General features: G+C 41.1%; 16 protein-coding genes, 3 tRNA genes and 2 pseudogenes. 15 read left to right on the top strand and 6 right to left on the bottom strand.

From position 1 onward, the window contains the following. Window positions 1-66: 66 nt before the first annotated feature. The 3 genes from DWZ33_RS04245 to DWZ33_RS04235 all read right to left on the bottom strand — a co-directional run bounded on the left by DWZ33_RS04245 (window position 67) and on the right by DWZ33_RS04235 (window position 332). Window positions 67-140: transfer RNA gene (locus tag DWZ33_RS04245), tRNA-Gly, on the bottom strand. A 6-nt stretch (window positions 141-146) separates the two neighbouring features. Continuing rightward, a tRNA-Asp gene (locus tag DWZ33_RS04240) sits at window positions 147-222 on the bottom strand. A 19-nt stretch (window positions 223-241) separates the two neighbouring features. Continuing rightward, a tRNA-Ser gene (locus DWZ33_RS04235) sits at window positions 242-332 on the bottom strand. A gap of 465 nt (window positions 333-797) precedes the next feature. Here DWZ33_RS04235 and DWZ33_RS04230 point away from each other — a divergent pair. The 6 genes from DWZ33_RS04230 to DWZ33_RS04205 all read left to right on the top strand — a co-directional run bounded on the left by DWZ33_RS04230 (window position 798) and on the right by DWZ33_RS04205 (window position 9,196). Next, entirely contained in the window at window positions 798-2,702 is a 1,905-nt protein-coding gene (locus tag DWZ33_RS04230) for a beta-glucoside-specific PTS transporter subunit IIABC (protein WP_118453914.1), read from the top strand. A 10-nt stretch (window positions 2,703-2,712) separates the two neighbouring features. Beyond that, a complete protein-coding gene (locus DWZ33_RS04225) occupies window positions 2,713-4,125 on the top strand; it encodes a glycoside hydrolase family 1 protein (RefSeq protein WP_118453913.1) in 1,413 nt (470 codons plus the stop codon). Between the two features lie 29 nt (window positions 4,126-4,154). After that, window positions 4,155-5,021: a PRD domain-containing protein gene (locus DWZ33_RS04220; protein ID WP_118453912.1), complete on the top strand. Its 867-nt coding sequence runs from the start codon at window positions 4,155-4,157 to the stop codon at window positions 5,019-5,021. Then, window positions 5,002-6,450, top strand: a complete 1,449-nt coding sequence (locus DWZ33_RS04215; RefSeq protein ID WP_118453911.1) for an FGGY-family carbohydrate kinase — start codon at window positions 5,002-5,004, stop codon at window positions 6,448-6,450. Before DWZ33_RS04220 ends, DWZ33_RS04215 begins: the two co-directional genes overlap by 20 nt. A gap of 232 nt (window positions 6,451-6,682) precedes the next feature. Then, window positions 6,683-8,605 carry an FAD-binding protein gene (locus DWZ33_RS04210; protein WP_182425510.1) on the top strand — a complete coding sequence of 641 codons (1,923 nt, stop codon included), beginning with the start codon at window positions 6,683-6,685 and terminating at the stop codon, window positions 8,603-8,605. 105 nt (window positions 8,606-8,710) lie between these two features. Next, window positions 8,711-9,196 carry a MarR family winged helix-turn-helix transcriptional regulator gene (locus tag DWZ33_RS04205; RefSeq protein WP_022936664.1) on the top strand — a complete coding sequence of 162 codons (486 nt, stop codon included), beginning with the start codon at window positions 8,711-8,713 and terminating at the stop codon, window positions 9,194-9,196. Between the two features lie 59 nt (window positions 9,197-9,255). On the opposite strand, the gene DWZ33_RS04200 is transcribed toward DWZ33_RS04205, so the two are convergent. Next, a complete protein-coding gene (locus DWZ33_RS04200) occupies window positions 9,256-10,575 on the bottom strand; it encodes a class II D-tagatose-bisphosphate aldolase, non-catalytic subunit (RefSeq protein WP_118453909.1) in 1,320 nt (439 codons plus the stop codon). 244 nt (window positions 10,576-10,819) lie between these two features. On the opposite strand from DWZ33_RS04200, the gene DWZ33_RS04195 reads away from it, so the two are divergent. From DWZ33_RS04195 to DWZ33_RS04185, 3 genes are all read left to right on the top strand, one after another. Continuing rightward, window positions 10,820-11,299: a methylated-DNA--[protein]-cysteine S-methyltransferase gene (locus tag DWZ33_RS04195; protein WP_022936666.1), complete on the top strand. Its 480-nt coding sequence runs from the start codon at window positions 10,820-10,822 to the stop codon at window positions 11,297-11,299. 68 nt (window positions 11,300-11,367) lie between these two features. Continuing rightward, a complete protein-coding gene (locus DWZ33_RS04190) occupies window positions 11,368-12,162 on the top strand; it encodes a MerR family transcriptional regulator (RefSeq protein WP_118453908.1) in 795 nt (264 codons plus the stop codon). A 61-nt stretch (window positions 12,163-12,223) separates the two neighbouring features. Continuing rightward, on the top strand, window positions 12,224-13,543 hold the full coding sequence (locus tag DWZ33_RS04185) for an MATE family efflux transporter (protein WP_118453907.1): 1,320 nt from the start codon (window positions 12,224-12,226) through the stop codon (window positions 13,541-13,543). A 25-nt stretch (window positions 13,544-13,568) separates the two neighbouring features. Here DWZ33_RS04185 and DWZ33_RS04180 read toward each other — a convergent pair whose 3' ends face one another. Both DWZ33_RS04180 and DWZ33_RS04175 read right to left on the bottom strand, forming a co-directional pair. Further along, window positions 13,569-14,813 carry a 2-hydroxyacyl-CoA dehydratase gene (locus DWZ33_RS04180; protein ID WP_118453906.1) on the bottom strand — a complete coding sequence of 415 codons (1,245 nt, stop codon included), beginning with the start codon at window positions 14,811-14,813 and terminating at the stop codon, window positions 13,569-13,571. Beyond that, complete coding sequence (locus tag DWZ33_RS04175) at window positions 14,810-17,746, bottom strand: acyl-CoA dehydratase activase (protein ID WP_118453905.1); 2,937 nt, start codon at window positions 17,744-17,746, stop codon at window positions 14,810-14,812. The genes DWZ33_RS04180 and DWZ33_RS04175 overlap by 4 nt, the downstream gene beginning before the upstream one ends. A 368-nt stretch (window positions 17,747-18,114) precedes the next feature. Between DWZ33_RS04175 and DWZ33_RS04170 the strand changes: the two genes are divergently transcribed. The 6 genes and pseudogenes from DWZ33_RS04170 (at window position 18,115) to DWZ33_RS04150 (ending at window position 24,724) form a co-directional block, all read left to right on the top strand. Further along, window positions 18,115-19,743 (top strand): ATP-binding cassette domain-containing protein, encoded by a 1,629-nt coding sequence (locus tag DWZ33_RS04170; RefSeq protein ID WP_182425508.1) that lies wholly within the window; start codon window positions 18,115-18,117, stop codon window positions 19,741-19,743. Beyond that, the gene (locus DWZ33_RS04165; protein WP_118453903.1) at window positions 19,733-21,391 is read left to right on the top strand and encodes an ABC transporter ATP-binding protein; all 1,659 of its coding nucleotides are present in this window, start codon (window positions 19,733-19,735) and stop codon (window positions 21,389-21,391) included. The genes DWZ33_RS04170 and DWZ33_RS04165 overlap by 11 nt, the downstream gene beginning before the upstream one ends. Before the next feature lie 102 nt (window positions 21,392-21,493). Continuing rightward, window positions 21,494-22,123: a CatB-related O-acetyltransferase gene (locus DWZ33_RS04160; protein WP_118453902.1), complete on the top strand. Its 630-nt coding sequence runs from the start codon at window positions 21,494-21,496 to the stop codon at window positions 22,121-22,123. A 14-nt stretch (window positions 22,124-22,137) separates the two neighbouring features. Further along, window positions 22,138-22,506, top strand: a pseudogene (locus DWZ33_RS18505) (lacto-N-biose phosphorylase central domain-containing protein). After that, window positions 22,476-22,631 (top strand): annotated as a pseudogene (locus DWZ33_RS18110) (1,3-beta-galactosyl-N-acetylhexosamine phosphorylase C-terminal domain-containing protein); the annotation flags it as partial. The pseudogenes DWZ33_RS18505 and DWZ33_RS18110, both read left to right, overlap by 31 nt. Window positions 22,632-22,807: 176 nt before the next feature. Then, window positions 22,808-24,724 (top strand): helix-turn-helix domain-containing protein, encoded by a 1,917-nt coding sequence (locus tag DWZ33_RS04150; protein ID WP_118453901.1) that lies wholly within the window; start codon window positions 22,808-22,810, stop codon window positions 24,722-24,724. The last annotated feature ends 97 nt before the right edge of the window (window positions 24,725-24,821 follow it).

Here is a 24,821-nt window from a genome sequence, read left to right as displayed (position 1 = left end):
AAAGCTTTTGCTTCTTGTGCCGGTGTTTTTATATAAAAAAAACACCCGAAGGTGTTTATTAATCAATGGAGCAGATGAGGAGAATCGAACTCCCGTATCAACCTTGGCAAGGTTGTGTTCTACCATTAAACTACATCTGCAATAAATGGCGGTCCAGATGGGACTCGAACCCACGATCTCCTCCGTGACAGGGAGGCATGTTAACCACTACACCACTGGACCAAATTTACCATTTTATAAATGGCGGAGAAGGAGGGATTTGAACCCTCGCGCCAGTATCCCGACCTATACCCTTAGCAGGGGCACCTCTTCAGCCTCTTGAGTACTTCTCCATGCTGAACTATTTAACGCTTGTATATAATATCATGAGATTTTGAGTTTGACAAGACCCTTTTTTAGAATTTATGCAAAAAATACGGGAAGTAAATGGAAGCAGTTGCAATTCCTGCAAAGAAATTAAACGAATGACATTCATTGTCAGTTTGAATGAAAATAATTCTATATGCTTTATTCCTTATAAATATAATTCAGACTAAGAATTGCCCGTTTAAAATGCAAACGCTTGCAAAAAAATCATAAATTCTCTTGAAATCAAAAAAACTTTGTGTTAACATACTACTAGATTGATAGATTAATCAGCGACGTGTTACTGGTAAGCAGGCAAGATCGCATCAGATTATAATTCTTGACTTCTCTTTAGGAGGAGCAGAGTGTTATGGGCTGATGGGATCTTTTTTTGCGTCTGTCAACTGTCATATGGCCAATGACTTATAAAAAAATGAAAAGGAGAAATGAAAATGGATTATAAGAAAATCGCGGGAGACATTCTTGAAAATGTCGGCGGCAAGTCAAATATCAAAAGCGTTACACATTGTTTTACTCGTTTGCGTTTTGTTTTAAAAGATGAAAAGAAAGCAAATAAGGAAGTTGTTGAGCATCTTGAGGGCGTTATTTCAGTTGTAGTGGCAGGCGGTCAATTTCAGGTAGTCTGCGGTGCCAAGGTCACTAAAATCTATGATGCGGTCATTGAAATCATCGGTGATGCTTATGCCGGCGGGGATGTTGATGTGCCGGAAGAAAAGCAGAGCATCGGTAATTTGATCCTTCAAAAGGTTACGGAAATATTTACACCCTTAGTTCCAGCTATTGCAGCCGCTGGTTTAATCAAGGGTCTGCTGACGGCAGCTAAGCTTTTGCTGAGCAACTATGGTTATGATTTAGCAGCTACGGATACTTATAATATTCTCTATAATGCAAGTCAGGTTATTTTCTACTTTATGCCTATCTTCCTTGCATATACAACAGCAAAAGCATTAAAATGTAATCAGGTAATTGCGATGGCGATCGGCGGTACATTAGTTTATCCAGCCATCGATGCAATGATTCAAAATACGGAGGTTGCTTCAACGATCTTTGGTTTGCCAATCATGAAGGGTGCATGGCAGATTGGTGAATCCGTTAAGATTTTCTCTTACACTGAATCAGTAATTCCAATCATTTTGGCGGTAATCGTAATGGCGGTGCTGGAAAAATATCTGAAAAAGTTCATTCCTGAGATTCTTCAAATTATCTTAGTTCCGGGTCTTGAGCTGTTAATTATGCTGCCGCTGGTATTTGTTGTATTAGGCCCAATCGGTATTTATGTTGGTAACGGCGTACAATTTATCTATGATTCAATTATGAATGTCAGTGCTGTGCTTGGCGGCGCGCTGATCGGCGGTCTGTGGGGCGTATGTGTTATTTTTGGTGCTCACCGTGCCTTGCTGCCAATTGGTTTAAATGATGTTGCGGTTAATGGTCATCAGAATTTATTAGCTTTTGCCGGTTCTGCAAACTTTGCACAGGGCGGCGCGGCTTTAGGTGTTATGCTTAAAACAAAGAGCAAGGATCTGAAACAAGTTGCGGCTTCTTCAGCCATTGCGGCAACCTTAGTGGGTATCACTGAACCTGCCATCTACGGCTGTAACCTGCGTCTGAAAAAACCAATGGTTTATGCGGTAATCTGCGGTGCAATCGGCGGTGCTGTCATGGGTCTGGGGAACGTATATGGTGATGCTTTTGCTAATAATGGTATCTTGACTATCTTCACCTATGCGGCTTATGGCATGACACGATTTGCTTTCTACTTAATTGGTATTGGGGTTGCCTTCTTTGGTGCGGCAGCAATGACTTATTTTATTGGTTTTGATGATGTTGACAGTAAAGAAACAGTTAAAAAGAATGTAGTCGTTGAACTTCCTGATCATGTTGATGTGGAAATTGCGTCACCGATTGAGGGCGAAGCGATTGAGCTTACAGATGTAAATGATGAAGTATTTGCTTCCTGTGCTTTAGGTAAAGGGATTGCGATTATTCCAAGTAAGGGTGAAGTTGTAGCGCCGGCTGATTGTACGGTCAGTCTGATTTATCCGACTTTGCATGCGATTGGTTTGACTTTGCAGGATGGTACGGAAATTTTAATTCATGTAGGTATGGATACCGTAAAATTAAATGGCAAGCATTTTACGAAGAATGTCGAAGAGGGCAGTTTTGTTAAAAAGGGTACAAAGATCATTTCTTTTGATCTTGAAGCATTGAAAAAAGAAGGCTTTGATATGAGTGTACCGGTAGTTATCAGCAATACGAATGAATTCTCAGTGGTAACTGGTCTGCCAAAGGCTAAGGCTGATATTAATACAACTGTCATTGTGGCAGCACGTTAGGAGGTATAAAATGAAAGAACGTTTTCCTGAACATTTTCTATGGGGTGCTTCTTCTTCCGCTTTTCAGATTGAAGGCGGCTGGGATGAAGACGGCAAGGGGATGAGTGTTGCGGATTATAATTCATTTAAGCATTCTGATAAACAGGCTGACAGTAAGGTAGCCAGCGATTTCTATCATCATTGGCGTGAAGATATCGCATTAATGAAAGAATTGGGAATGAAGGCTTATCGTTTTTCTCTGGCATGGACAAGAATCATTCCAGACGGCGACGGTGAAGTGAATCAGCATGGTATTGATTTCTATAATCAGGTTATCGATGAATTAATCAGCAATGGCATTCAGCCGCTGGTAACGCTGTATCATTTTGATTTGCCGTATGCTTTAGTTGAGAAATACAATGGCTGGGAAAGCCGCGAATGCGCCTTTGCATTTGAACGTTATGCCCGTATCTGCTTTCAGGCTTTTGGTGATCGGGTAAAAATCTGGCAGGTGCATAATGAACAAAATTTGATGATTCGAGTAAATAACCGCATGAATATATATGTGGAAGATGATTATCAGGCGGATAAGATGCGTGCTCAAATGGATTATCATATGTTCCTTGCGCATGCCTTAGCGGTAAATGCCTGTCATGAATTAGTGAAGGATGGTAAAGTAGGGCCGGCGGTGTCTTCTACCTGCACCTATCCGCTGACCAATCAGCCGATGGATGTCTGGGCCGCCAGAATGAATGATAATTTTAAGACGAACTATTGTCTTGAGATGCATATGAATGGTGAATATCCAGGCTATTACATGCGTTATCTGAAGGAAAGAAATATTGTGCCGCAGATGCCGAAGGAAGATCAAGAGATTTTAAAAAAGGCTAAGATTGATTACATCGCACTGAATTATTATCGTACCTTATGTGCCAGCTATCTGCCGGCGGATGAAAAGCATCCGATTGGATCAAGAGTATTCCGCGGCAATGAGGTTGATTTTGATCAATATGGCTACTGCCGTGATGAGAAGAATGAGAATCTGAAGGCCAGTGAGTATGGCGCGCAGATCGATCCGATGGGACTGCGTCTTGTGCTGAATGATTATTATCGGCGTTATCATCTGCCGATGATTGTCACTGAGAATGGCTTAGGCACCGCTGATGTGTTAACTGAAGACGGTCATGTTCATGATGATTATCGAATAGCTTATATAGATGCTCATATTGATGCAATCAGCGATGCGATTGAAGATGGTGTGGAAATGATGGGCTACTGTCCATGGTCATTCATGGATTTGCTGAGTTCACATCAGGGGTTCAAAAAGCGTTATGGTTTTGTTTATGTCAATCGTGAGGATCATGATTTGAAGGATTTAAGAAGAATTAAAAAAGACAGCTTTATGTGGTATCAGAAGGTTATCAAAGATAACGGCGCTAAATAAAGCGTTGGAAGTAAGAGGGATGAGAAGCTATGCGAGTTGTAAAGGTGTTGAATAATTCATTGATTCTGGCATTAAATGATGAGGGTCAGGAAATTATTTTGATGGGTAAGGGGATCGGTTATAATAAAGCGATTGGTGCTCATCTTGATAAGAAAGATATTGAAAAGGTATTTATCCTGAAGGATCGTGAAATTTCCAAGAACATGATGCGGCTGGTGGTGGATACTGACAGTATCTATTTTGAGATTGCCAAAATGGTGATTGATTATGCCTTAGATACGTATCAGATGGGGCTAGTTGACCATATTTATCTCGCATTGACAGACCATCTGGCTTTTGCGGCCCAGCGAATGAAAAATGGTATTCAGTTTCAGAATTTCTATACCTTGGATATGAAGCGCTTTAATCCTAATGAGTTTGATGTGGGGGAATACGCGTTAAAACTGATGAAGGAAAAAGCCGGTGTTGAATTGCCTCAGGATGAAGTGGGAAATATTGCTTTTCATTTTATTACCGCTCAGCAGCGTAATCCATACAGCGGTAAGATGACGCTGATTAATGAGGTAGTTGCCGATATTTTAGATATTGTGAAGTATAATTTCAGATTGATTTATGATGAGGACAGCATTGCTTATTCGCGTTTTGTCACGCATCTGAGACTGTTTGTTCAGCGGTTGATTTCAGATCAGCTGCTGCCGTCAGAAAAACAAGAAATGCTGTATGAACAGATCATCAGCAGTTTAGCGGTTGAATATGAGTGCGTGAAAAAGATTGAGATATATCTGCATGGCCGGTTTAAAACTGCGCTGACGAATCAGGAAATTATGTATCTGACGATTCATATTCACCGTATTCTTGAGGAAAGAGGTGAAAGCAGTGAAAATCTTAGTCATTGATGTCGGTACCTCAAGTATGCGCGGCATCGTCTATGCGGCAGATGGTTCACAGCTTGCCAGCTGTCAAAAAAAGTATCAGGTAAAACTGCTTGATAATGGGTATATTGAACAAGATCCGCAAGATTTCCGCGGCGCGCTGATCGATATTGTGTCGAATCTTTCAGGGCATGATATTGACGCGGTAGCCTTGACTTCACAGCGCTCAAGTGTAATCGCGGTTGATGAAAAAGGTAAGCCGCTCTCTGATGCGATTATGTGGCAGGATCGCCGCTGTGTTGAGTGCTGCAATGATTTAATGAGTTATAATGAATTGATTTTCTCACGCTGCGGATCACGTGTGAATCCGGTGTTTTCCGGCTCTAAAATGAAATGGCTGAAGGAAAATCGCCGTGATCTTTATGATCAGGCTTATAAACTGTTAGTTATTCCTGATTATTTGATTCATGTTATGAGCAATCAGTTCGCCAGTGATAAGACCTATGGCAGCCGTTCATTGCTGATGAATCTTAGGCAGGGGCATTGGGATGAGGAGCAGCTGAAATTATTCGGCATTGATCAAGAAAAGCTGTGTGAGCTGCATGAAGCCGGCAGTATCATTGCATCGGTAAGTGATGACTTCGCGGCGCTTACCGGTATTCGCACCGGCCTGCCAATCATCAGTGCCGGCGGTGATCAGCAATGCGGCATGATTGGTCAGGGTGCGGTCAGTGAGGGAATCTGTTCCTTAACCTTGGGTACCGGTGCCTTCCTTTTGACACCCTGTGAGCATTATCCAAACCATTTAGCAATGGATGTGGTCTGCAACGCGGCGTCTGTCGCTTCACAGTATATCCTTGAAGCTAGTGTTCTTACGTGCAGCTCAGCGCTTGAATGGTTCCATTCTGCCTTCTGCAGCGATCATGAGGATTTTTACGGGTGGATGAATGAAACCGCATTGCATGCGGATTCTGATGGCTGTATTGTCTTGCCATACTTTCAGGGCCGCTCAACGCCGGATTGGAACAGCGGCGCTACGGCGATGTTTTATAATTTAACCCTTAAGACAAGCAAAGAAGCGATGCTGAAAGCTCTGCTTGAAGGTATCTGCATGGAAATTGCTGAAAATATTGAACATTTCAAAAAGTATGCGGCAGTTGATTCAATCTGTATCAGTGGCGGTATGTCAGCGAGTGAAGGCTTTTCTCAGCTGTTAGCCGATGTTTGCGGATGCAGAATAACCCGCAGTGATAACAGTGAGAGCACAGCTGCCGGAGCATTTTTGGTTGCTGCGTGCGCGTTAGGCTTATACTCGAATGTGGCAGAGGGGTATCGCGCCGTGAATAAGGAATTGCATACAGTAAGCTACGATCCAAATCTGGATAAGCATAAGAAATATAATGAAATGAGAAAGCAGATGAAGCATCTTTATCAGCAAATCATGGAAATTTAGAGAGCGCAGGCTCTCTTTTATTTTGAATTGTGAAAATATAAAGGATATATTTATAAATTGAGTCCTCCTTCACAAGTAAATTGGCAAATTGATAATTTAATAACAAATTATAAGTGAAATTATTGACAAAAAGGCTTAAGATGTTACAATGAAATAGTAACCAGTTGTTTACTATAAATAATCATGAATGAAAAGGGAAATGATTTCATGACAATGTTCGAGGAGGATGAAAATGAACATAGGAAGACGATTAACAGGTTTAGTAGTATCGATGTTCATGCTTCTGACAGCTTTTGGATGCAGTACGGCAGCGGAACCAAAAACTGAAGAGAAGTGGGACAGGGAAGTTGATTTTCTGATCGTAGGCTATGGTTTAGCCGGTGAAGCGGCAGCTTTGGAAGCCAGTGATATTGCGCCGGATGCCAGTATTCTAGTGCTTGAAAAAATGCCGGAAACATTAGCGGGCGGTAATTCAATTGCTTCCGGGCAGACATTTATCGTACCTTCTGAGTCAGGGGTAGAGGGTTTTAAAGAATATATCAGAAATTGTAATGAGCCGAATCCAATTCCTGAAGAATATCTTGATTTCTTAGCGACGGAATTCGCTGATCAGATTAAATGGGTTCAGGGCACTGTCAACGCGGCCGGTTATGAGGTTGGTTATGTTGGCGGCGGTCCGCTTCGCTGGGGCAGTTTGGTTGTCGAATTTGCTGAATTCCCGGGCGCAGGTTTTGAAGGCACTTCGGCCCACATCCGCAAGGAAGGCTCAGGTGCTTTTGAAAACGGCGGCGTTTGGAAGGGGTTCAACGCGGCCGTTGAAATGCGAGATAACATTGAGGTGGCTTATTCCACACCGGCCATTGATTTGATTCAAGACCCGCAGACGAAGGCTATTCTTGGTGTCATCGCACAGGATCCAGAAGGCAATCTAATTCGGATCAAAGCCAATAAAGGTGTGCTGCTGGCCTGCGGCGGTTTCGAAAATAATCTTGAAATGCAGCGCAACTATCATGGTATGGATACGGTTTATACAGCTGGTACACCTGGCAATACAGGGGATGGTATCCGCATGCTGATGAAGGTTGGCGCGAAAATGTGGCACATGAATAATCAGACACAGTCCGGCGGTTTCTGGTTAGGCATCAAGGTGCCTGAGTATGAATCAACATTTATGCGAAATATGACCTTTAAATCAGGTGCTTGGATTGAAATTGATTCTGATACTCAGCGTTTCTATAATGAATCAAAGGATTATCATCGTCAGCATATGAAGTATGTTGAATATGGACGTTATGTGGATTTACCTCATGAAAGAGCGCTGCCTGTCCATTTGATTTTTGATGACAAGCTGGCTTCAAGTGAATCAGTAGCAAGTCAGTGGCTGTCTTGGCCAATTACGACTGAAGGCTATGTTTGGTCAAAGAATAATGAAGATGAAATTGCTAAGGGATGGATCATCAAAGCGGATACGATTGAAGAATTAGCTGAAAAGATCGGCCGTGATCCTGTTGAATTAAAAGCGGCGATCGATCGTTATAACGCAATGGTTGATGCGGGTGCTGACAGTGATTTCAACCGTGATCCGGCAACGATGGAAAAAATTGATCAGGCGCCTTATTATGCAGTTGAATTAACGCCAACCTTAGTTGCGACTACCGGCGGTGCTCAGCGCAATACGCATTCACAGGTACTTGATTGGGACGGCAATCCGATTCCTAACTTATATGAAGCTGGTGAATTAGGAAGCTATGTATCTAATCTTTATCAAAATGGTGTTTTCCTTTCAGAAGCCATTGCTTCAGGACGCGCGGCGGCTCAGCATGCCTTTGACGGCAAGAGCACAGTAACCAGTGTTGTTGAGGCAGGCAGCAATGAAGAAAAACCTGCTGATCCTAAATTAGAAGATGGTAAATATGACGCAATATATAAAGGTCAGCATGGTGATATCAAGATTGAAGTAACAATTGCTGATGGTAAAATCACCAATGTAGAAGCTGTTGAAGGCAAAGAATTCTTATTTATGGATGATACACAATTAAGTGATTATATTCAGGCAATTATCGACGCTGACAGCTCAGAGGTTGATACAATTTCCGGCGCTACGCTGGACTGCCAGGGAATTAGTGCGGCAGTTAAGGAAGCAGTTAAAAAATAGTAAAAAAAGACAGAGCCCTCTGTCTTTTTTCTTGACAATACTTTAAATATAAAGTCAAAGAGTAATGATTGTGCTATAATGGTAACATATGGCAGGTGGATTAGAATGAATACAAAGGGATATGATAAACTAAATGAACAGCAGATGCGCGACGTCCTGATGCGTTATGTCAGCAGCAGCTTAGAGGGCATTAACAAAACATTTGCGGCTTACTATAAATTCGATTATGATCTCACAACCAATCAGATGAGTACGATTTGGTATCTGAAATACTGCGGCATGATGACGATGAGTGAATATGCGGATAAGATGCAGATGAGCCGTCAGCAGGCAACGCAGCTGATCAATCATTTGGTTGAAATGGACTATGTGAAGCGGCAGTATTGCAAGGAAAACCGCCGCATCATTTATATTCTGGTCTCTGAAAAGGGTGAGCGGGTCATTGAAGAAATTGAAAGCAAATACTCAAAGCATGCTTTTGAGGAAATCCAAAAATTTACCCCTGAACAACAGCTCAGATTTGTGGAGGCCATGGAAGTAATCAGTGAATTGCTGCCGCAGGTTGATTTTGGGCCTAAGCATGATCGATAAAGACGCGGACAAACCGCGCCTTTTTATGTCAAAAAAAGCTCGCTGAGCGAGCTTAATAATTATAGAACTTCTTGATGTGACGCGTATAAGTATTCGTCAATAGTATTTTTAATACGATCCTTAATTAAAGCTTCCGGATCATTTTCTAATTCATTGCAGCGTACTTTAGTATACTGAATCGGCATAAACTGAGACAATACGGCCAATGAGATACCATATTTTCTCAAATTAGCAATCAGCTTATCTTTCGCAGCCTTTACACTTTCAACCGGCATATAGTAACGGGAACGATCAGAGAATGAGAATTTACGTTTGAACCATAATTCATCAGCATTGCCATGATAGTGCTTTTGCCAATTCTTTGGATCATCCATCATAGCTTTTTCGAGAACATTGATGAAATCAGATTTTTCATCGTCCTTGCCATGAAGAATCATATCTTCCATATAAGCCAGCGCGAATAATGCTTCACGCATCGCATAAGTCAGGCCTGGCCCTACTTTTAAGATGCCGACGCCGTCTTCAACTAACTCTCTTAATTTATATTTTGTCTGATAATCGGTAGAGTGACCTTCAAATACCAGATTTGGGTAATCTTTAATGGCTGCCATCAGTTCAGCGGCTTTCGCACGGTCATATTCCGTACAGCCAGCATCCTTTTCTTCAACACCCGGCTGAACGACAACCCCGATAACATCCTGCCAGATATCGCTTAAACCCTTAGCCGCGAAAGCATCTTCAAATGCTTTGACAGTTGCTTTGAAATCTTCAACGCGGGTTACCTGCATGCCGGCGTTAGGATCTTGAGCACCGCCTGGAATTGGTACTTCACTGCCGACGATGTAAACCGGTCTTACCGCATCAGGTTCAGTTTTTAATAATTCCTGATAAGTATCTTCACAGACTCTGGCTAATTCAGCACCGCGCTGAGCGATAATCTCATCACTTAAACGGACATTAGGATCATCACTGGCTACTTTCATACTTGTATCAATATGAATTTTAGTAAAGCCAGCAGCTACATAGCATCTGACAAGCTCTTTCGCGTCAGCCATTGCTTCAGCTTCATTTTTACTTGCGAAGGTTAATGGGCCAAGATGATCCCCGCCTAAGAAAATACGGTCTTTATCAACCCCAACCTTATCGGCGATATTCATGACGAAGGCTTTGAAATCTACCGGTTTCATGCCAGTATAACCGCCGTTTTGGTCAACCTGATTGGCAGTGGCTTCAATCAGCACACAAGCATTGTCGCGCTTTGCGCATTCCAGTGCAGCTTCAATGACATATTCATTGGCACTGCAGGCAGAGTAGATACCTACCGGTTCACCCTTTTTTTGTTTAGCTACGATTTGTTTTAATGGATTAGGTTTGCTCATACAAAATCCTCCTTGATAGTCAAATTATAACACTCGATTTTTTAAAAGTAAAACAAGAAGCGAAAGCTTGTTAGTATGTGCAAAACATTTGCACAAAACTACAAATATTTCACTCATAGATAACTAAAATGTGCAAATAAATAAGGGGCTTATAAGGCATTGGATAATTTAGTAAAATTATCCATATTCAAAAGATAAAAAAAGTAGTATAATTATTTCCACTAAGCAGGCAGGAGTATCAGGGATGAATAAAGAAAAGGAAATGCAGATAGACTATTTTAAATCAGCAATTGGATTGCTGCGTATAGGTGTTATTGAGGGCGAATTAGTTTCGCTTGTTTTTGTGAATGAAAAATGTGAAAGTGCCGAAGAAACACCATGCTCCAAGCTGGTAAAAAAACAGCTGAAGGAATATTTTAAAGGCAAGCGGCTGCAGTTTGATGTGCCGATGTCTGTCCATGGCACCCCTTTTCAGGAGCGGGTCTGGGCTGAATTACAGCGGATACCTTTTGGTGAAACACGCTCTTATCAGCAGATTGCAGAGGCTGTGGGTTCGCCGAAAGCAGTACGGGCAGTCGGCAATGCCAATAACCGCAATCCCATTTGTATTATCATACCGTGTCATCGTGTTATCGGTAAAAATCAACAATTGGTTGGATATGCCGGCGGTATTGTCCGCAAGCAGGCATTGCTTGAATATGAGCGGGATGTTATTGAAAGCTAGAGGATCAATGCCTCTTTTTTTATGCAGTAAAATAATTTCTGATATAATAATAGAAAGGGAGGCTGTCTATGAGTGAAAATTTTAAGATCAGTGAAATTGCCCGTCTATTTGGTATCAGCAGTGATACGCTTCGCTTTTATGAAAAAAAGGGTTTAGTAAAGCCGTCAGTAAATGAATTGAATCATTACCGCAGCTATGAATTAACTGATATTAACTTGCTGATCGATATCTTATTTTACCGGCGTTTGGATTTAAGCTTACAGGATATTCATACGATTCTTTATCAAGGGGATCTGGATCAGCTCCAGCAGACATTAACGATCAAGGAAGCAGAGATTAAGGCACAGATAGAGGAACAGAAGTTGATCTTAAAAAAACTCGCTTTGACCGCTCAGAATGTAGATGAAATTAAAGCCGCGATGGGGGATGTGAAAATTCAGCCGATGCCAGCTTATTACGTGCTGCTTAGAGGTAAAAATGAGATGGCGGCTTATCGCAAGAGCAAGCGGATATTTGCTTCAGATATTTTTGATGTCTGTCAGCTGGTCGGTGTTTATCATCAGCAAAATGATTTGATTGTACAGTCAGCGTTTATGATTTTATTGGAAAAACAGATGGAAGACGAGTTCCATTTATTAAAGGATAAGACTTGTCCGTTATTAGAGGAAACTGAGCTGTGCGCGCGGATATTGATGAAATTTAATGACCATAAAGATATCAAAGCACAGATCGAGCCGCTCTTTCAAAAAGTGAAGCAAAAGGGGTATCAGCCGACTGGAACGATTTATATTAATTACATGCTGGCTGTCAGTGAAACCGATGCCAGTGAGTATTATTCTGAAATTTTGATACCTGTGAAATAAAAAGAACCTCTTGACCTTGGAGTTACTCCATAGTTTATACTGAGAGTCGGGAGGTTTTATTATGACACACGAAAAGATTGAAAAGCAGTTTTGGCGTTATGTGCTGCCATCAATGCTGACAATGCTGCTGAGTGGGTTTTATGCGATTGTTGATGGATATTTCGTCGGGAACGCGTTAAAAGATGCGGGTTTGGCGGCAATTAATATCGGCTGGCCGATTGCTTCATTTATATTAGCTGTATCAACCGGTATCGGCGTCGGCGGTTCTGTGCTCATTTCGACGTATCGGGGGGCTGAGGATGAGAATGCGTCACGGCAGGCGAAAGGGAATACGCTAATGCTGCTGTGCCTATTTGCAATCTTGTCAATAACGTTGATTTTTATTTCTACACCATGGCTTTTAAGACTGTTTGGAGCGAAGGGCGAGGTTTATGATCTGGCCTATGAATATCTGTTTGTGATCGTGCTTGGGTCGTCGCTTCAAATCTTTGGGACAGGCTGTACACCCATTTTAAGAAACAGCAACCGTTCAATTCAGGCAATGCTGATCATGTTGTTTTCTTTATTTACCAACATTGTTTTGGATGCGGTATTGGTGCCTTCGATGGGGATGAGCGGTGCGGCTTTAGCGACTGTAGCTGCTCAGGGCTTCTCGGCATTATTCTGCCTGCTGCTGATATTTACCGATAAAAAGAATCCGCTGAAGCGCAGCGACTTTGTATTAAATAAACGCATGTGCAAAAATATTATAAGAATCGGTGTCTCACCGTTTGGGTTAACCTTTTCACCATCCATCGTTATTATTTTCGCCAATTGGCAATGCTTGAATTATGGCGGTGAAATCGCTGTTGCGGCTTATTCAGCACTGTCTTATGTTTTACAGGCGACGATGGAGCTGCTGCATGGGATCGGTGAGGGCGTACAGCCGCTGATCAGCTATTGCAACGGTGCCGGACGTCATGATTTGGTACGATCACTGCTGCGCCGCGCGCGCCGATTGGTAATGCTGCTTGGTATCTTATTTGGGGTGCTGATCGTTGCCTTTGATTCGCTGATTCCAGTCATCTTCGGTGCGTCCAGCGAGGCAGGAGTCATGATTGAGAGCGCCTGTCTGATTTCCAGCGTGGCTTTCTTCTTTGCGGGATTGGTGAAATGTTATTCTTCTTATTTCTATGCTATCCGGGAAACCCGTGCCTCAACGTTGCTGATTTATGGCGATCCATTGCTGCTGACACCGCTGTTGATGCTGATTCTGCCAGTATTCTTTGATATTAATGGTATTTGGGCAGTCTTACCGCTGACGCAGATCATTCTGTGTGCCGCGGCATTGTTGATTGATATTAAGAAAGAAAAGGAATTAAAGCTTGAAGGTAAAGCATAAAAAAACACACAATCGTGTGCTTTTTTTATGTTTTATCACGCTGGGCGTTCACTCTCGCATTGCTCAACATTAGTTTCAGTCGGTTTTCCTGATTAATTTCTGTTGCGCCGGGATCGTAGTCAATGGCAACAATATTGGAATCAGGGTATTGATCCTTAATCTTTCGGGTCATGCCCTTCGCAACAATATGATTCGGCAGACAGCCAAAAGGCTGACAGCATACAATATTTTTTACGCCATGATCGATCAGATCAAGCATTTCGCAGGTCAGCAGCCAGCCTTCACCCATTTTAACACCGGTGGAGATATAGCCATCGGCATAGGCAGGCAGCTTGGCAAAGGGTGTCGGCGCTTCAAAGCGGGATTGATTAATCATTTTAATCATCAGATTCTGATAACGCTGAAGCAGTGCCAAAACAGTTTTATTCACCAATAAGGTTTTGGTAGAGAAACCATAGAAGCCGACATCGAGAATGTTGTTTTTTAAGCAGTACATGGCAAAATCCATGACTCCGGAAAGGACAGGCTCCATGCCTTCACGAATCAAAAAGTCTTCTAAATAGTTATTGCCGATCGGTGCGTATTTCATATAAATCTCGCCGACGATACCAACCTTGATTTTCTTTTCACCGCTGACTGGAATCGCTTCAAAATCTTGAATCATCCTTTTGATATTCTTTTTAAAATGTAAAAAGCGAGTAGAATCAAACTGTTTGACCATTTCCTCACACCATTGATCAAGCAGCTTTTGAGTATCTTGACTATTGATCTCATAAGGCTTTACCTGATTGGCAAGACACATCAAAGCATCACCGTACATGGCAGCATAGAGCACATGCATAATCAGGTTGGGGGTCAGTTTAAAACCCGGGTTGGATTCAAGATTGCTGGTGTTGACGGAAATTACTGGCACCTGTGGAAAACCACTTTGTTTCAATGCTTTGCGCAGCAGGAAAATATAATTACTGGCACGGCAGCCGCCGCCTGTCTGAGTGATCATCAAGGCTGTTTTATCAGGGTCATACTGGCCGCTTTTAAGCGCGTCAAGCATCTGGCCGATAACTAACAGGGCAGGATAACATGTATCATTATGGACGCTGCGAAGTCCCTCATCAACAATTCTGCGCCCGCTGGTTTTTAGTAATTCTACTTTATAGCCCTCTTTGCGCAGACATTGGGCAATCATTTCAAAATGAATCGGCAGCATATAAGGAATCAGAATTGTATGCGTTGCCTTCATTTCTTCAGTAAACTTTACAACCTCACTCATGAATCACGCTTCCTTTCTTCCATTGCCGCCAGCAGTGATCGAACACGGATGCACACGGCGCCGAGATTGTCGATTTCATCGATTTTGATTCCGGTATATAATTTATGGCGTTTCCGCAGCTGATCGCGCAGCTCATCACCGGTAATGGCATCAATACCGCAGCCAAAGCTGATCAGCTGAATGCATTCTGTTTCATCAAGCTCACCGGCAATGATGGCAGCATTATACATCCGGGCGTGATATGTCCATTGATTCAGCACATTCACTTCCATCCTTTCCCTTGGCCGCAGGCTGTCTTCAGAAACAACAACCAGATCTAAACTGCTTAAAAGCTGAGGGATACCATGATTTATTTCCGGATCAATGTGATAAGGACGGCCGCAGAGAATAATAGTTTTTAGGTGATTCTCCTTGGCATAAGCCAATGCCTTTTCACCTTGCTGATAGATATCTTCCTTATATGCATAATAAGACGCATAAGCTGCCGCGCTGGCTTCTTTGATTTCTTTTTTTGTGCAGTCAAAACCAGCTGCCTTTAAATATTTATAAATCTTTTTTTCAAATACTTTTGGGTCCTGCATGCCGATAAAGAACGACAGCAGCGGGATATTGGCAAGCTCCATATTATTCTGAATAACTTCTGGATAATAAGCAACCACCGGACAGTTATAATTATTATCAGAAATCTTTTCATCGAAGTTATAAGACATACAAGGATAGAATATCTTATCTACCTTATGATTAATAATGGTTTGAATATGACCGTGAACAAGCTTTGCCGGGTAACAGATCGTATCCGAAGGTATTGTATTTTGACCGCGGATATATAAGGCCCGGCTGCTGCGTCCTGACAACACGACTGAATAACCAAGGTGTTTAAAGAATGGCTGCCAGAAAGGAATATTTTCATACATATTTAAAACCATCGGGATGCCGATCGTACCCTTTGTGCCATCGGTATTCTGATACGTCAGCAGCTTATTAAACTTATAGGTATATAAATCAGGCAGCGGTTTCTTAGCCATCTTGCCCTTGTTTAAAGGCCGTTCACACTTATTGCCGGCAATCTGCTGGCTGCCGTCATTAAATGTATTGATCGTCAGGTTGCAGTGATTGGCGCAGAAGCGGCAGTGTTCAGCCTTTGTGGAATGGGAGAAGTTTATTAACTGTTCACCCGTATAGAGCGCTGATTCCTTGGGCGCGTGAGCTTTCGCATATAATGCGGCGCCATAAGCTCCCATCAAACCAGCAATCGTCGGTCTGATGACATGATGGCCGCATTCCTTTTCAAAAGCGGCAAGCACAGCGTCATTGGCAAAGGTTCCGCCCTGAACAACGATATTTTCACCCAGATCTTCAGAGCTTCGTGCCCGAATTACCTTGTATAAGGCATTCTTAACGACACTAATGGCTAAACCGGCAGAGATATCCTCAATCGTAGCACCATTTTTTTGCGCCTGCTTCACTGATGAATTCATGAAAACCGTACAGCGTGTACCAAGGTTGACTGGATTTTTTGATTTCAATCCGAGCTTTGAAAATTCATCAATTTTATAACCAAGTGATGAAGCAAAGGATTCAAGGAATGAACCGCAGCCTGATGAACATGCTTCATTCAGCAAGATATCATCAATGCTGTTGTCTTTAATTCGGAAGCATTTCATATCCTGTCCGCCAATATCCAAAATGAAATCAACATTTGGATTAAAATAACGGGCGGCATTGAAGTGGGCAATAGTTTCCACAATGCCGTGATCTACATGAAAAGCACTCTTGATTAAATCTTCGCCATAACCGGTCACACAGCTGCTTTGAATCTTCATGTCTTTATTGGCAGCCGCATAAATCACTTTCAGCTGATCTAATACAACATCAACGGGATTACCGAGATTGCTTGTATAATGTGAATAGAGAATGCGGTTTGCTTCATCAATTAAAACCAGCTTTGTTGTCGTCGATCCAGCGTCAATACCGAGATAGGCATTACCCTTATAGGTGTTTAAATCATTGGCAGCAACGGCTTGCTGATTATGCCGGGCAACAAATTGCTGATAGTCATCTTCATCCTTAAACAAAGGTTCACAGCCCTGATGTTCAGAAACCGTGTTCTTAATCTTTTCAAACAGTTCCAGCAATTCATCATAGGTATAGGTTTCAGTTTCCGCCTTGGCATAGGTAGCAGCCCCTAAGGCTACAAAATAAGGCCCGATTTCCGGGAATACCGCCTGATCACGGCTGAGCTTTAAGGTTTCCACAAAGCGCTGCTGCAGTCCCTTTAAGAAGGACAGTGGGCCGCCGAGGAATAAAACGTTGCCTTCAATTTTACGGCCTTGGGCAAGTCCGGTAATAGTCTGATCAACAACGGATTGAAAAATACTCGCTGCCAGATTGCCTTTATCGGCTCCTTGATTAATCAGCGGCTGTAAGTCAGTCTTCGCAAACACCCCGCAGCGTGAGGCAATCGGATAAATCATCGTATGCTCTAACGATAAGCGGTCAAACGTCTCCAAATCAAGATTTAATAAAGCAGCCATTTGGTCGATGAAAGCCCCGGTACCGCCGGCACAGGTAGAATTCATGCGTTCTTCAATAGCACCCTTTAAAAACAGAATTTTGGCATCCTCGCCACCCAGTTCAATGACGACATCACATTGCGGCTCATATTTTTTTACGGCCTCACCGCAGGCAAAAACTTCCTGCACAAAAGGCAAATTGCCAAGATGCGCAAAACCGAGTCCGGCTGAACCGGTAATTGCCAACGCGATTTCTTCATTGGCTAATAAAGACTTTAAGCTTTTGAATTTATCATAGACCATCTCTTTTGCTTTTGATTTATGACGGTCATAACTCTTATAGAGAATTTCATTATGCTCGTTGAGGATCACAAACTTGACAGTTGTCGATCCCATGTCGATTCCTACAGTAATAGACATCGTGTACCCCCTCCTTAAGCATATGTACAATTGTAGCGCACGGTTCATTAATTTTCAACTTTAAACCCTTAACAAATAGATGAATGCGGGCTATATGTATCATTAGTTCGCCGACTTACTATTGTTAGTTTAATGGTTCTTTTTTCAAATGTCAATCAAACCGTTTATGAATTATTTTGATTGCGTTTTCATTTTCATTATGCTTTAATAGAAATAGAAAATAACCAGTTATCAAGAGTTGGGTTAGAGAGTTAGCTCGTTTGATCCCACACCAACCTGCATGCGTAAGGTGGTCCAGCTAACATCGATACTTATGATGTTTAATAAACACAGCGTATCGGCTGTGTTTTCTTTTAGGGGGTATGAAAATGTATTTTACGAGTCCGCAGCAGAAGCAAGAATTAAAAAGCTATATCAAGCAGATTCGCATGCCGCTGCTGTTAAGCGGTCTTGGCGGTCTGCCTTATAACTGCTTGTCAGCATTGGTGCCCATCATTCAGGGCTGGTGTATTGATCAGGTACTGGGCGGCAGCTATGACGATGTTGTTTATGCGGTCATTATTTTAGCCGCGGTAACCATCGCTTATCAGTTTTTTCGTTTCTTTAAGCGTTATTCAGTAAGAGTGATGGCAAATCGGTTGAGTGCTAATCTGCGTTATTCATTAATGGAAGCTCTGTTTCATACTAAAAATGATGAGCTTGAATTAAAAGGCAGCGGTGATGTGCTAAATACATGTGTCAAGGATGTCGATCTGCTTGTTGAAGCAATTCGTAAAACGGTGACTGAAATCTGGGATACATGGGTGCTGATGCTTGCTTATCTGGCAGCTTTGGCAATGCTTGACTGGAAGCTGACACTGCTTGGCTGTATTCCGCTGCCGTTTGCTATTTTATGTGCCAACGCGATGAAGAAAAAAGTGGTGGCTAAAAATGAACTGGCAGTAAAGGCAAACAGTGAGGCAAGTGTTAAATTGAAGAAGACATTGGATGAGCTGACATTCGCGCGTATGAGCGGCTGTGAAGAATTAAATCTGGAGGCTTTGCGTGAAGCTTTTCAAAAGCAGGGTGATACTAATGGCTTGGCTTCCTTCATGAAAAACGGCTTGGCACCCATTTATCTGGGCATCGCGTCTTTATCCGTGGTTGTTGTTGTCGGATTGGGCAGCTTAAAGGTTGTCAATCGAGGTATGAGCGTTGGCGCATTGCTTTCAATGATTTCGCTGATGGGAACCTTAGCTCAGCGTTCAACGGTAGCCAGCAAGGTATTCAATGTTCAGCAAGGAGCTATTGCCAGCTGGCATAATATATCTGCCTTGCTTGAGCGGGAACAGGATGGCAGCGGCGAATCATTGAGCGCACCTGTAAATACTTTAGAATTAGCTCATGTATCTTATATGTATCCGCAGGCAAGGCATACGGCCTTCTGTGATTTTAATCTAAAGGTGACCAAGCCTTCACTAATCGGTATCCGCGGGGCGGTAGGCAGCGGCAAAAGCGCGCTGGCGAGAACCTTGTGTGGTTTTTATGATTATGAAGGCAGTTATAAAATTAATGATTGTGAAGTGAAGGCACTCTCTGAAGCAAGCAAAGCGGCTCTTCTTAAATATATGCCGCATCAATTATCTTGTGTAAATGGTACGCTGTGTGAGGTGATAACCTGGGGCAGTCAGCGGGATAACGATTATAAGGAAAGCAAGCGTCAGGCATGTCTTGATGAATTGAATGATGATAAAGAAATCGGTGAAAACGGCAGTCAGTGTTCAAGCGGTCAGCAGCAGCGTATCAGCTTGGCCCGTGTTTTATATTCAGACGCAGAAATATTGATCCTCGATGATCCGTTTGCTAATGTGGATCATAAAACTGAAATTCAGCTGATTGAAATGATTCGTGAATTAGCAAATAGAAAAATTATTTTTGTATTCTCTCACCGGCCATTGATTTTTGATGTCTGCGACCAGGTGATTCAATTAGAAGGCGGTGAATGTGATGAAGCATAAAATATTAGTACCCTCAATATTATCAGGATTCAAAGCAAAGAAGCTGATATCTTTTTTCTGCTTCTTATCCATTGCTGCCGGTATTTATCTGCAGCTGCTGCCTTCTTTGCTCTTGAAACAGATTACCGATGAGCATATTGTGCCTGGTATCGCGCAAGGTGTACTGTCTTTAGCTTTTGTTTATTTAGGTGCTGTATTGCTGAGCGGTGCAGCTGATTTAATTAAACAATATACGCTGAGCAGACTGACCCAGTCAGTCATTGTGGAAATTAAGATCCGCATGAGTGAAAAGCTGCGGCATCTGTCTATTTTTACGATTCAGTCGAAGACCAGCGGTGAATGGATGTCTTATTTCAGTAATGATGTAGATACGATTGCTACTTTATTTACCGATGATATCTTAACATTAATTGCTAATCTTGGCAGTATGGCGGCTATCAGCTTTACAATCTATACGCTGAATCCTGCCGTGGCTTTCTTTGTAGCAGCGGCGCTGCCGATTCTGGTGCTGATTTCATATCGGTTTAATATTTTAACCTTCCGCAATCAGCTCAAGGCCAGAGTTTCGCTCTCACGGCTGAATGGCTGGCTGAATTCACGGATACAAAATACGCCCACTTTACGCTTTTTTCATCAAGAGGCAGATCAGTTAGAGAAGATGCAGGCACCGCTTGATGAGAATTATCGAATATTAAACAAGACTAATTTTTATGATTCACTTTTCCCATGTATTATGAATATATTCCGAGGCTTAGTTTTGATCTGCTTCTTACTTTATGCGAAACAGGATATCGATTCAGGCGGTTTATTAAGCAGCGGCAGCGTTGTTGCCTGTGTGAACTTGCTGCTTCAGCTGTTAGCGCCGGTTGAGGCAATCGCAATGCAGCTGCAGACTATTCAGGAAGCGGCCAGCGGTGTTAAACGCATTAAAGATTTTGAAAACCTCGAAGAGGAAGAACGAGCTGAAAGAGAAATTAATGGCGGCGGTGTAGTGATTCGCTGTGATGATTTAACTTTTGCTTATCCGAATCAGAAACCAATATTTGATGGGTTATCATTAACTATCCGTCAAGGTGAACGAATTGTGATTCAAGGAAAGACCGGCGAGGGAAAGTCAACGCTGATGAATCTTTTAACGGGGCTGTACGCGCCGGATAAAGGAACCGTTTCCTTATTAAATAAAGATCCCTTTGGTATGAGTGAAGAAGAACGCCGTCAGTCCGTGGGTGTGATTTCTCAGCTGTTTCTGACAAGACAGGGAACCATTAGGGAATTAATTACCTTAAATGATCCTGCGATCACTGATGAACAGCTGAAAAAATGCTGCCAGCTGGTAAAAATGGATGAGGTCATAGAAAAGCTGCCGAATGGCTATGACAGTCTGCTGGCGCCGGGCAGCAACGCGCTTTCAAATGGACAAATGCAGCTGCTGGCTTTGGCTTGCGCCCTAATTCATGAACCGCCCGTCCTCTTTTTAGATGAGATGACCTCAGGACTGGATGCCGAGAGTGAAAATGAAGTTTTTGAGGTAATCCGCCAGCTAAGCCAAGACCGCACGATTTTTACTATTTCACACCGTTATTCTGACGCATTGAATCCTACCCGTATTCTAAAGCTGCAAAATGGCAGGCTGGTAACCGCTGAATGATAGATTTTTAGTTATGAAAGAAAGGAGGGGCAGCCATGAGGCTCTGCATTGCATTGACTGGAATAGTTAATCATTATAAATTAAAGAAAGAAGGGTACTATTATGACTATTCCAGAAAAATTAATTTATCCCCGCACCGGCGATAAACAAACCGTATATTTAAAGTATTGCATTACTGATCCTGCGATTCAGGTAGGTGATTACACGATGTATAACGATTTTGTGAATGATCCTTGTGAGTTTGAAAAAAACAATGTGCTGTATCATTATCCAATCAATCATGATCGACTGATCATCGGCAAATTCTGTTCGATTGCCTGCGGCGCTCGTTTCCTATTCAACAGTGCTAATCACTCCATGCAGTCTTTATCAACCTATCCCTTTCCATTATTTTATGAAGCATGGCAGCGTTCAATCAAGGATGTGGCTTCATCATGGGACAACAAAGGTGATATTCGTATCGGCAATGATGTATGGATCGGGTATGAAGCGATCATAATGGCCGGCGTTACGATTGGCGATGGAGCTATCATCGCTGCAAGAGCGGTTGTCACAAAAGATGTTGAGCCGTATACGATTGTCGGCGGTGTACCTGCGAAAATGATAAAGCGGCGTTTTTCTGACTCAACGATTTCGGCTTTGCTGGAAATCAAATGGTGGGATTGGCAGCAAGATAGAATCATGCGAAATATTGACGCGATTCAATCAGGTCAGCTTGAAAAATTAAAATAATATTAGGGCGGTTAATGCAGTTGCATTGGCTCGGTGTCGGTGAACCAAGTGCATATCAGTGGGAAGGGAGATACTTCCAGTCAGCGAATGTCTTGAGGGTTGAAAAAGAAAATGGTTTCAACTTGAATACAGATAAATACAGCTGAGAAGAACATGACCACTATATCAAAGAAGACTGCACCAAGGATATTGATTTTGGTGAAGGCAAGAAAAATATCTTTGCATTGAAAGGTACAACCATTTTACGCCAGATTGATAAAAAAGTTCAATTAGCGGTCAATGATTTTGGCAAAGGGCGCAGTGTTTATATCAGGCTCACGTTGAGGAGAGTTTACATAAATGGTTCAGCTCTAACTTTAATGTCGAAGTGCATGCCTATGTGAAAAATGGCAACTATTGTGTCGTTAATTACACCTATGAGCCACAGTTTACTACTGTTTATAAGGGTGATGGCACGAGCTTTGATTTGGATTTGGAAGCAAACGAAATCATCTGGTATGAAATTTAGTGATGACGGAGGGGAAACCTTCCGTTTTTCTTTTCACAAAATATCCATGAAAAAATCGAATATTCATATTAAATCATTTGAAAATTTCAAAAAAAAATACTGCATGGAAATGTATGAGTTATTGAAGAGTAATGATGTATAATAAGAGTAATTAGAAAAGACTTGAGGAACTTAAAATGGACAATATTTATTTGAGAAATTATATTGAAGTATGTTACATCATAATCAATGAAAATGTCCAAGTGCAGAAATTCATTTCTTACTTTTATTTAAGTAATTACGAATATAATTTGGATGTTGAAAGAATTCATGAAATTGATTCATCTTTTGGTATTAGAATCCATTTTCAAACAGATACTATTCATTACGACATTTTAGATGAAGAATTATTTCGTGTTAAATATTGTCATTACAGAGCTTTTTATTATCGTCATAGGTACACATTTCATACACAAAGCGGAGCTTTGTTAGAGGCATATATTGGCAGAAGGTGTTTATGGTCTAGTGATTTCATAAAGGTGAACGATATTGCAAATGATTTGTGTTACTCTCGTTCAAATATAAGGAATTCTATGAAGACCGCACGAGAATTTCTTCAAGCTTTTGACATACGCGTAGATAATGTTCCATACTATGGACTTGCTACTTCTGGAAATGAGTTTAATATTCGCAGGTGTTTGCTTTCTTTATATAGTATTTTCGATATTAATGTTATGCCTATTGAAGATAATTATCATATGATGAGAGGGTATAAAGCAGAGGTATATGATGAAATAGTTATGATAGTATCAAGAAAAATATCTTCTTACTGTTTCCCAATAGTGAATGTTGAAAAGAGGCGAATAGTTAACTATTTAATTGTTCAAAATGCTAGAATAAAATCAGGTTATAACATTGATGTAATTCCACAAATATATACAATGGATTTAAAAAGCAATCAGATTTTAAATTTAGCAGATTCAATTACGAAGGAGTTACAGGAAAATTTAGAATATGGACCCTACTCAGAAGCGGAAATACAGACAGTTGCGATATTATTGCTTATTGCTTATACAAATGTAAAAGATGTCCTCAAAATAACTGAAAAAAATTACGATAAAGAAATAACAATCATCAGAAATGAATTTTTACGGTATACAAAAAAAAGTTTGCATCTTGATTTCAAAAAAGATATAGATTTTATGACATATTTAGACTATACGATTTGTATATTGCTTTTAAAACATAATTATCATATCTTAAAAAATGAAGCAACCGATTTAGGCGGAGGATTTTCTCTTACCAATGAATATCCTTTACTCGGAAAAATACGGCAGGATATATCAGGAATGTTAGAAAATTATTTTAAATATGCGATTCCATTAGCCCAATTAGATGATTTAACTCTACTAGTTTCATATTTTATTTCTACTTTAGATTTTACATATAAGAAACTTAAAATAGCTATTATTTCGAGAAGTAGTTTATTTGAACCCGTTTTCCTAAAAAAAGTAATAGAAAAAAATGTAAATCCTAATTATTATCAAAAATTAGATTGTTTACTCTACAATGAGGCATTAGAAGAAATGAATATTGAGTATGATCTTGTAATTAGTGATACAGTTCCACAAAAATTTGAAGCTAGAGTTTATCCATATAATGGGCTTAAATATCAACTGAATAGTTTGAATGACTACATTCGAACCAACAGAGATCTTTGCAGCTGTACTTTAAACCAAGTTATCTCTAAATCAATCAATGATATATCGGAAATTTTAGATATAGTAAACACTATTTTTTCAGTAAGTAAACAATTTCTCAATGAGGTATTTGAATCTGCAAATCAATATAATCGAAACATTGTATTGATTATGAACGACAAAAGTGTAAATAAAAATACGCTGATTATTGGGGACTTAAAGAAAAAGATAGTGCGTGATGGTATGAAGTGTTCTTCGTATATTTTATTGATAGCAAATTTGGATTCAACTAATTTATCTTTCTTTAATATCTTACTGCATGAGCTAGCATATGATTATGCTTTTCTAGAGCGTCTTATTCGGTATCCGGAATTATGTCTTATTAACGATCAAATGAATGCAGTTATTGTCTAATGCACAAATTATTGTGCATTTTTTTTAATCTAAAATAAAAAAAATAATGAATTTATATATACAATAATATTGTTAAAATAAAATCATAAAGCGCTTA

The organism is Dielma fastidiosa, from assembly GCF_003475485.1.
Taxonomy (GTDB): Bacteria; Bacillota_I; Bacilli_A; order Erysipelotrichales; family Erysipelotrichaceae; genus Dielma; species Dielma fastidiosa.
Note: the sequence above shows the minus strand (reverse complement) of the source record. Positions and strands in the feature narration are given on the sequence as shown.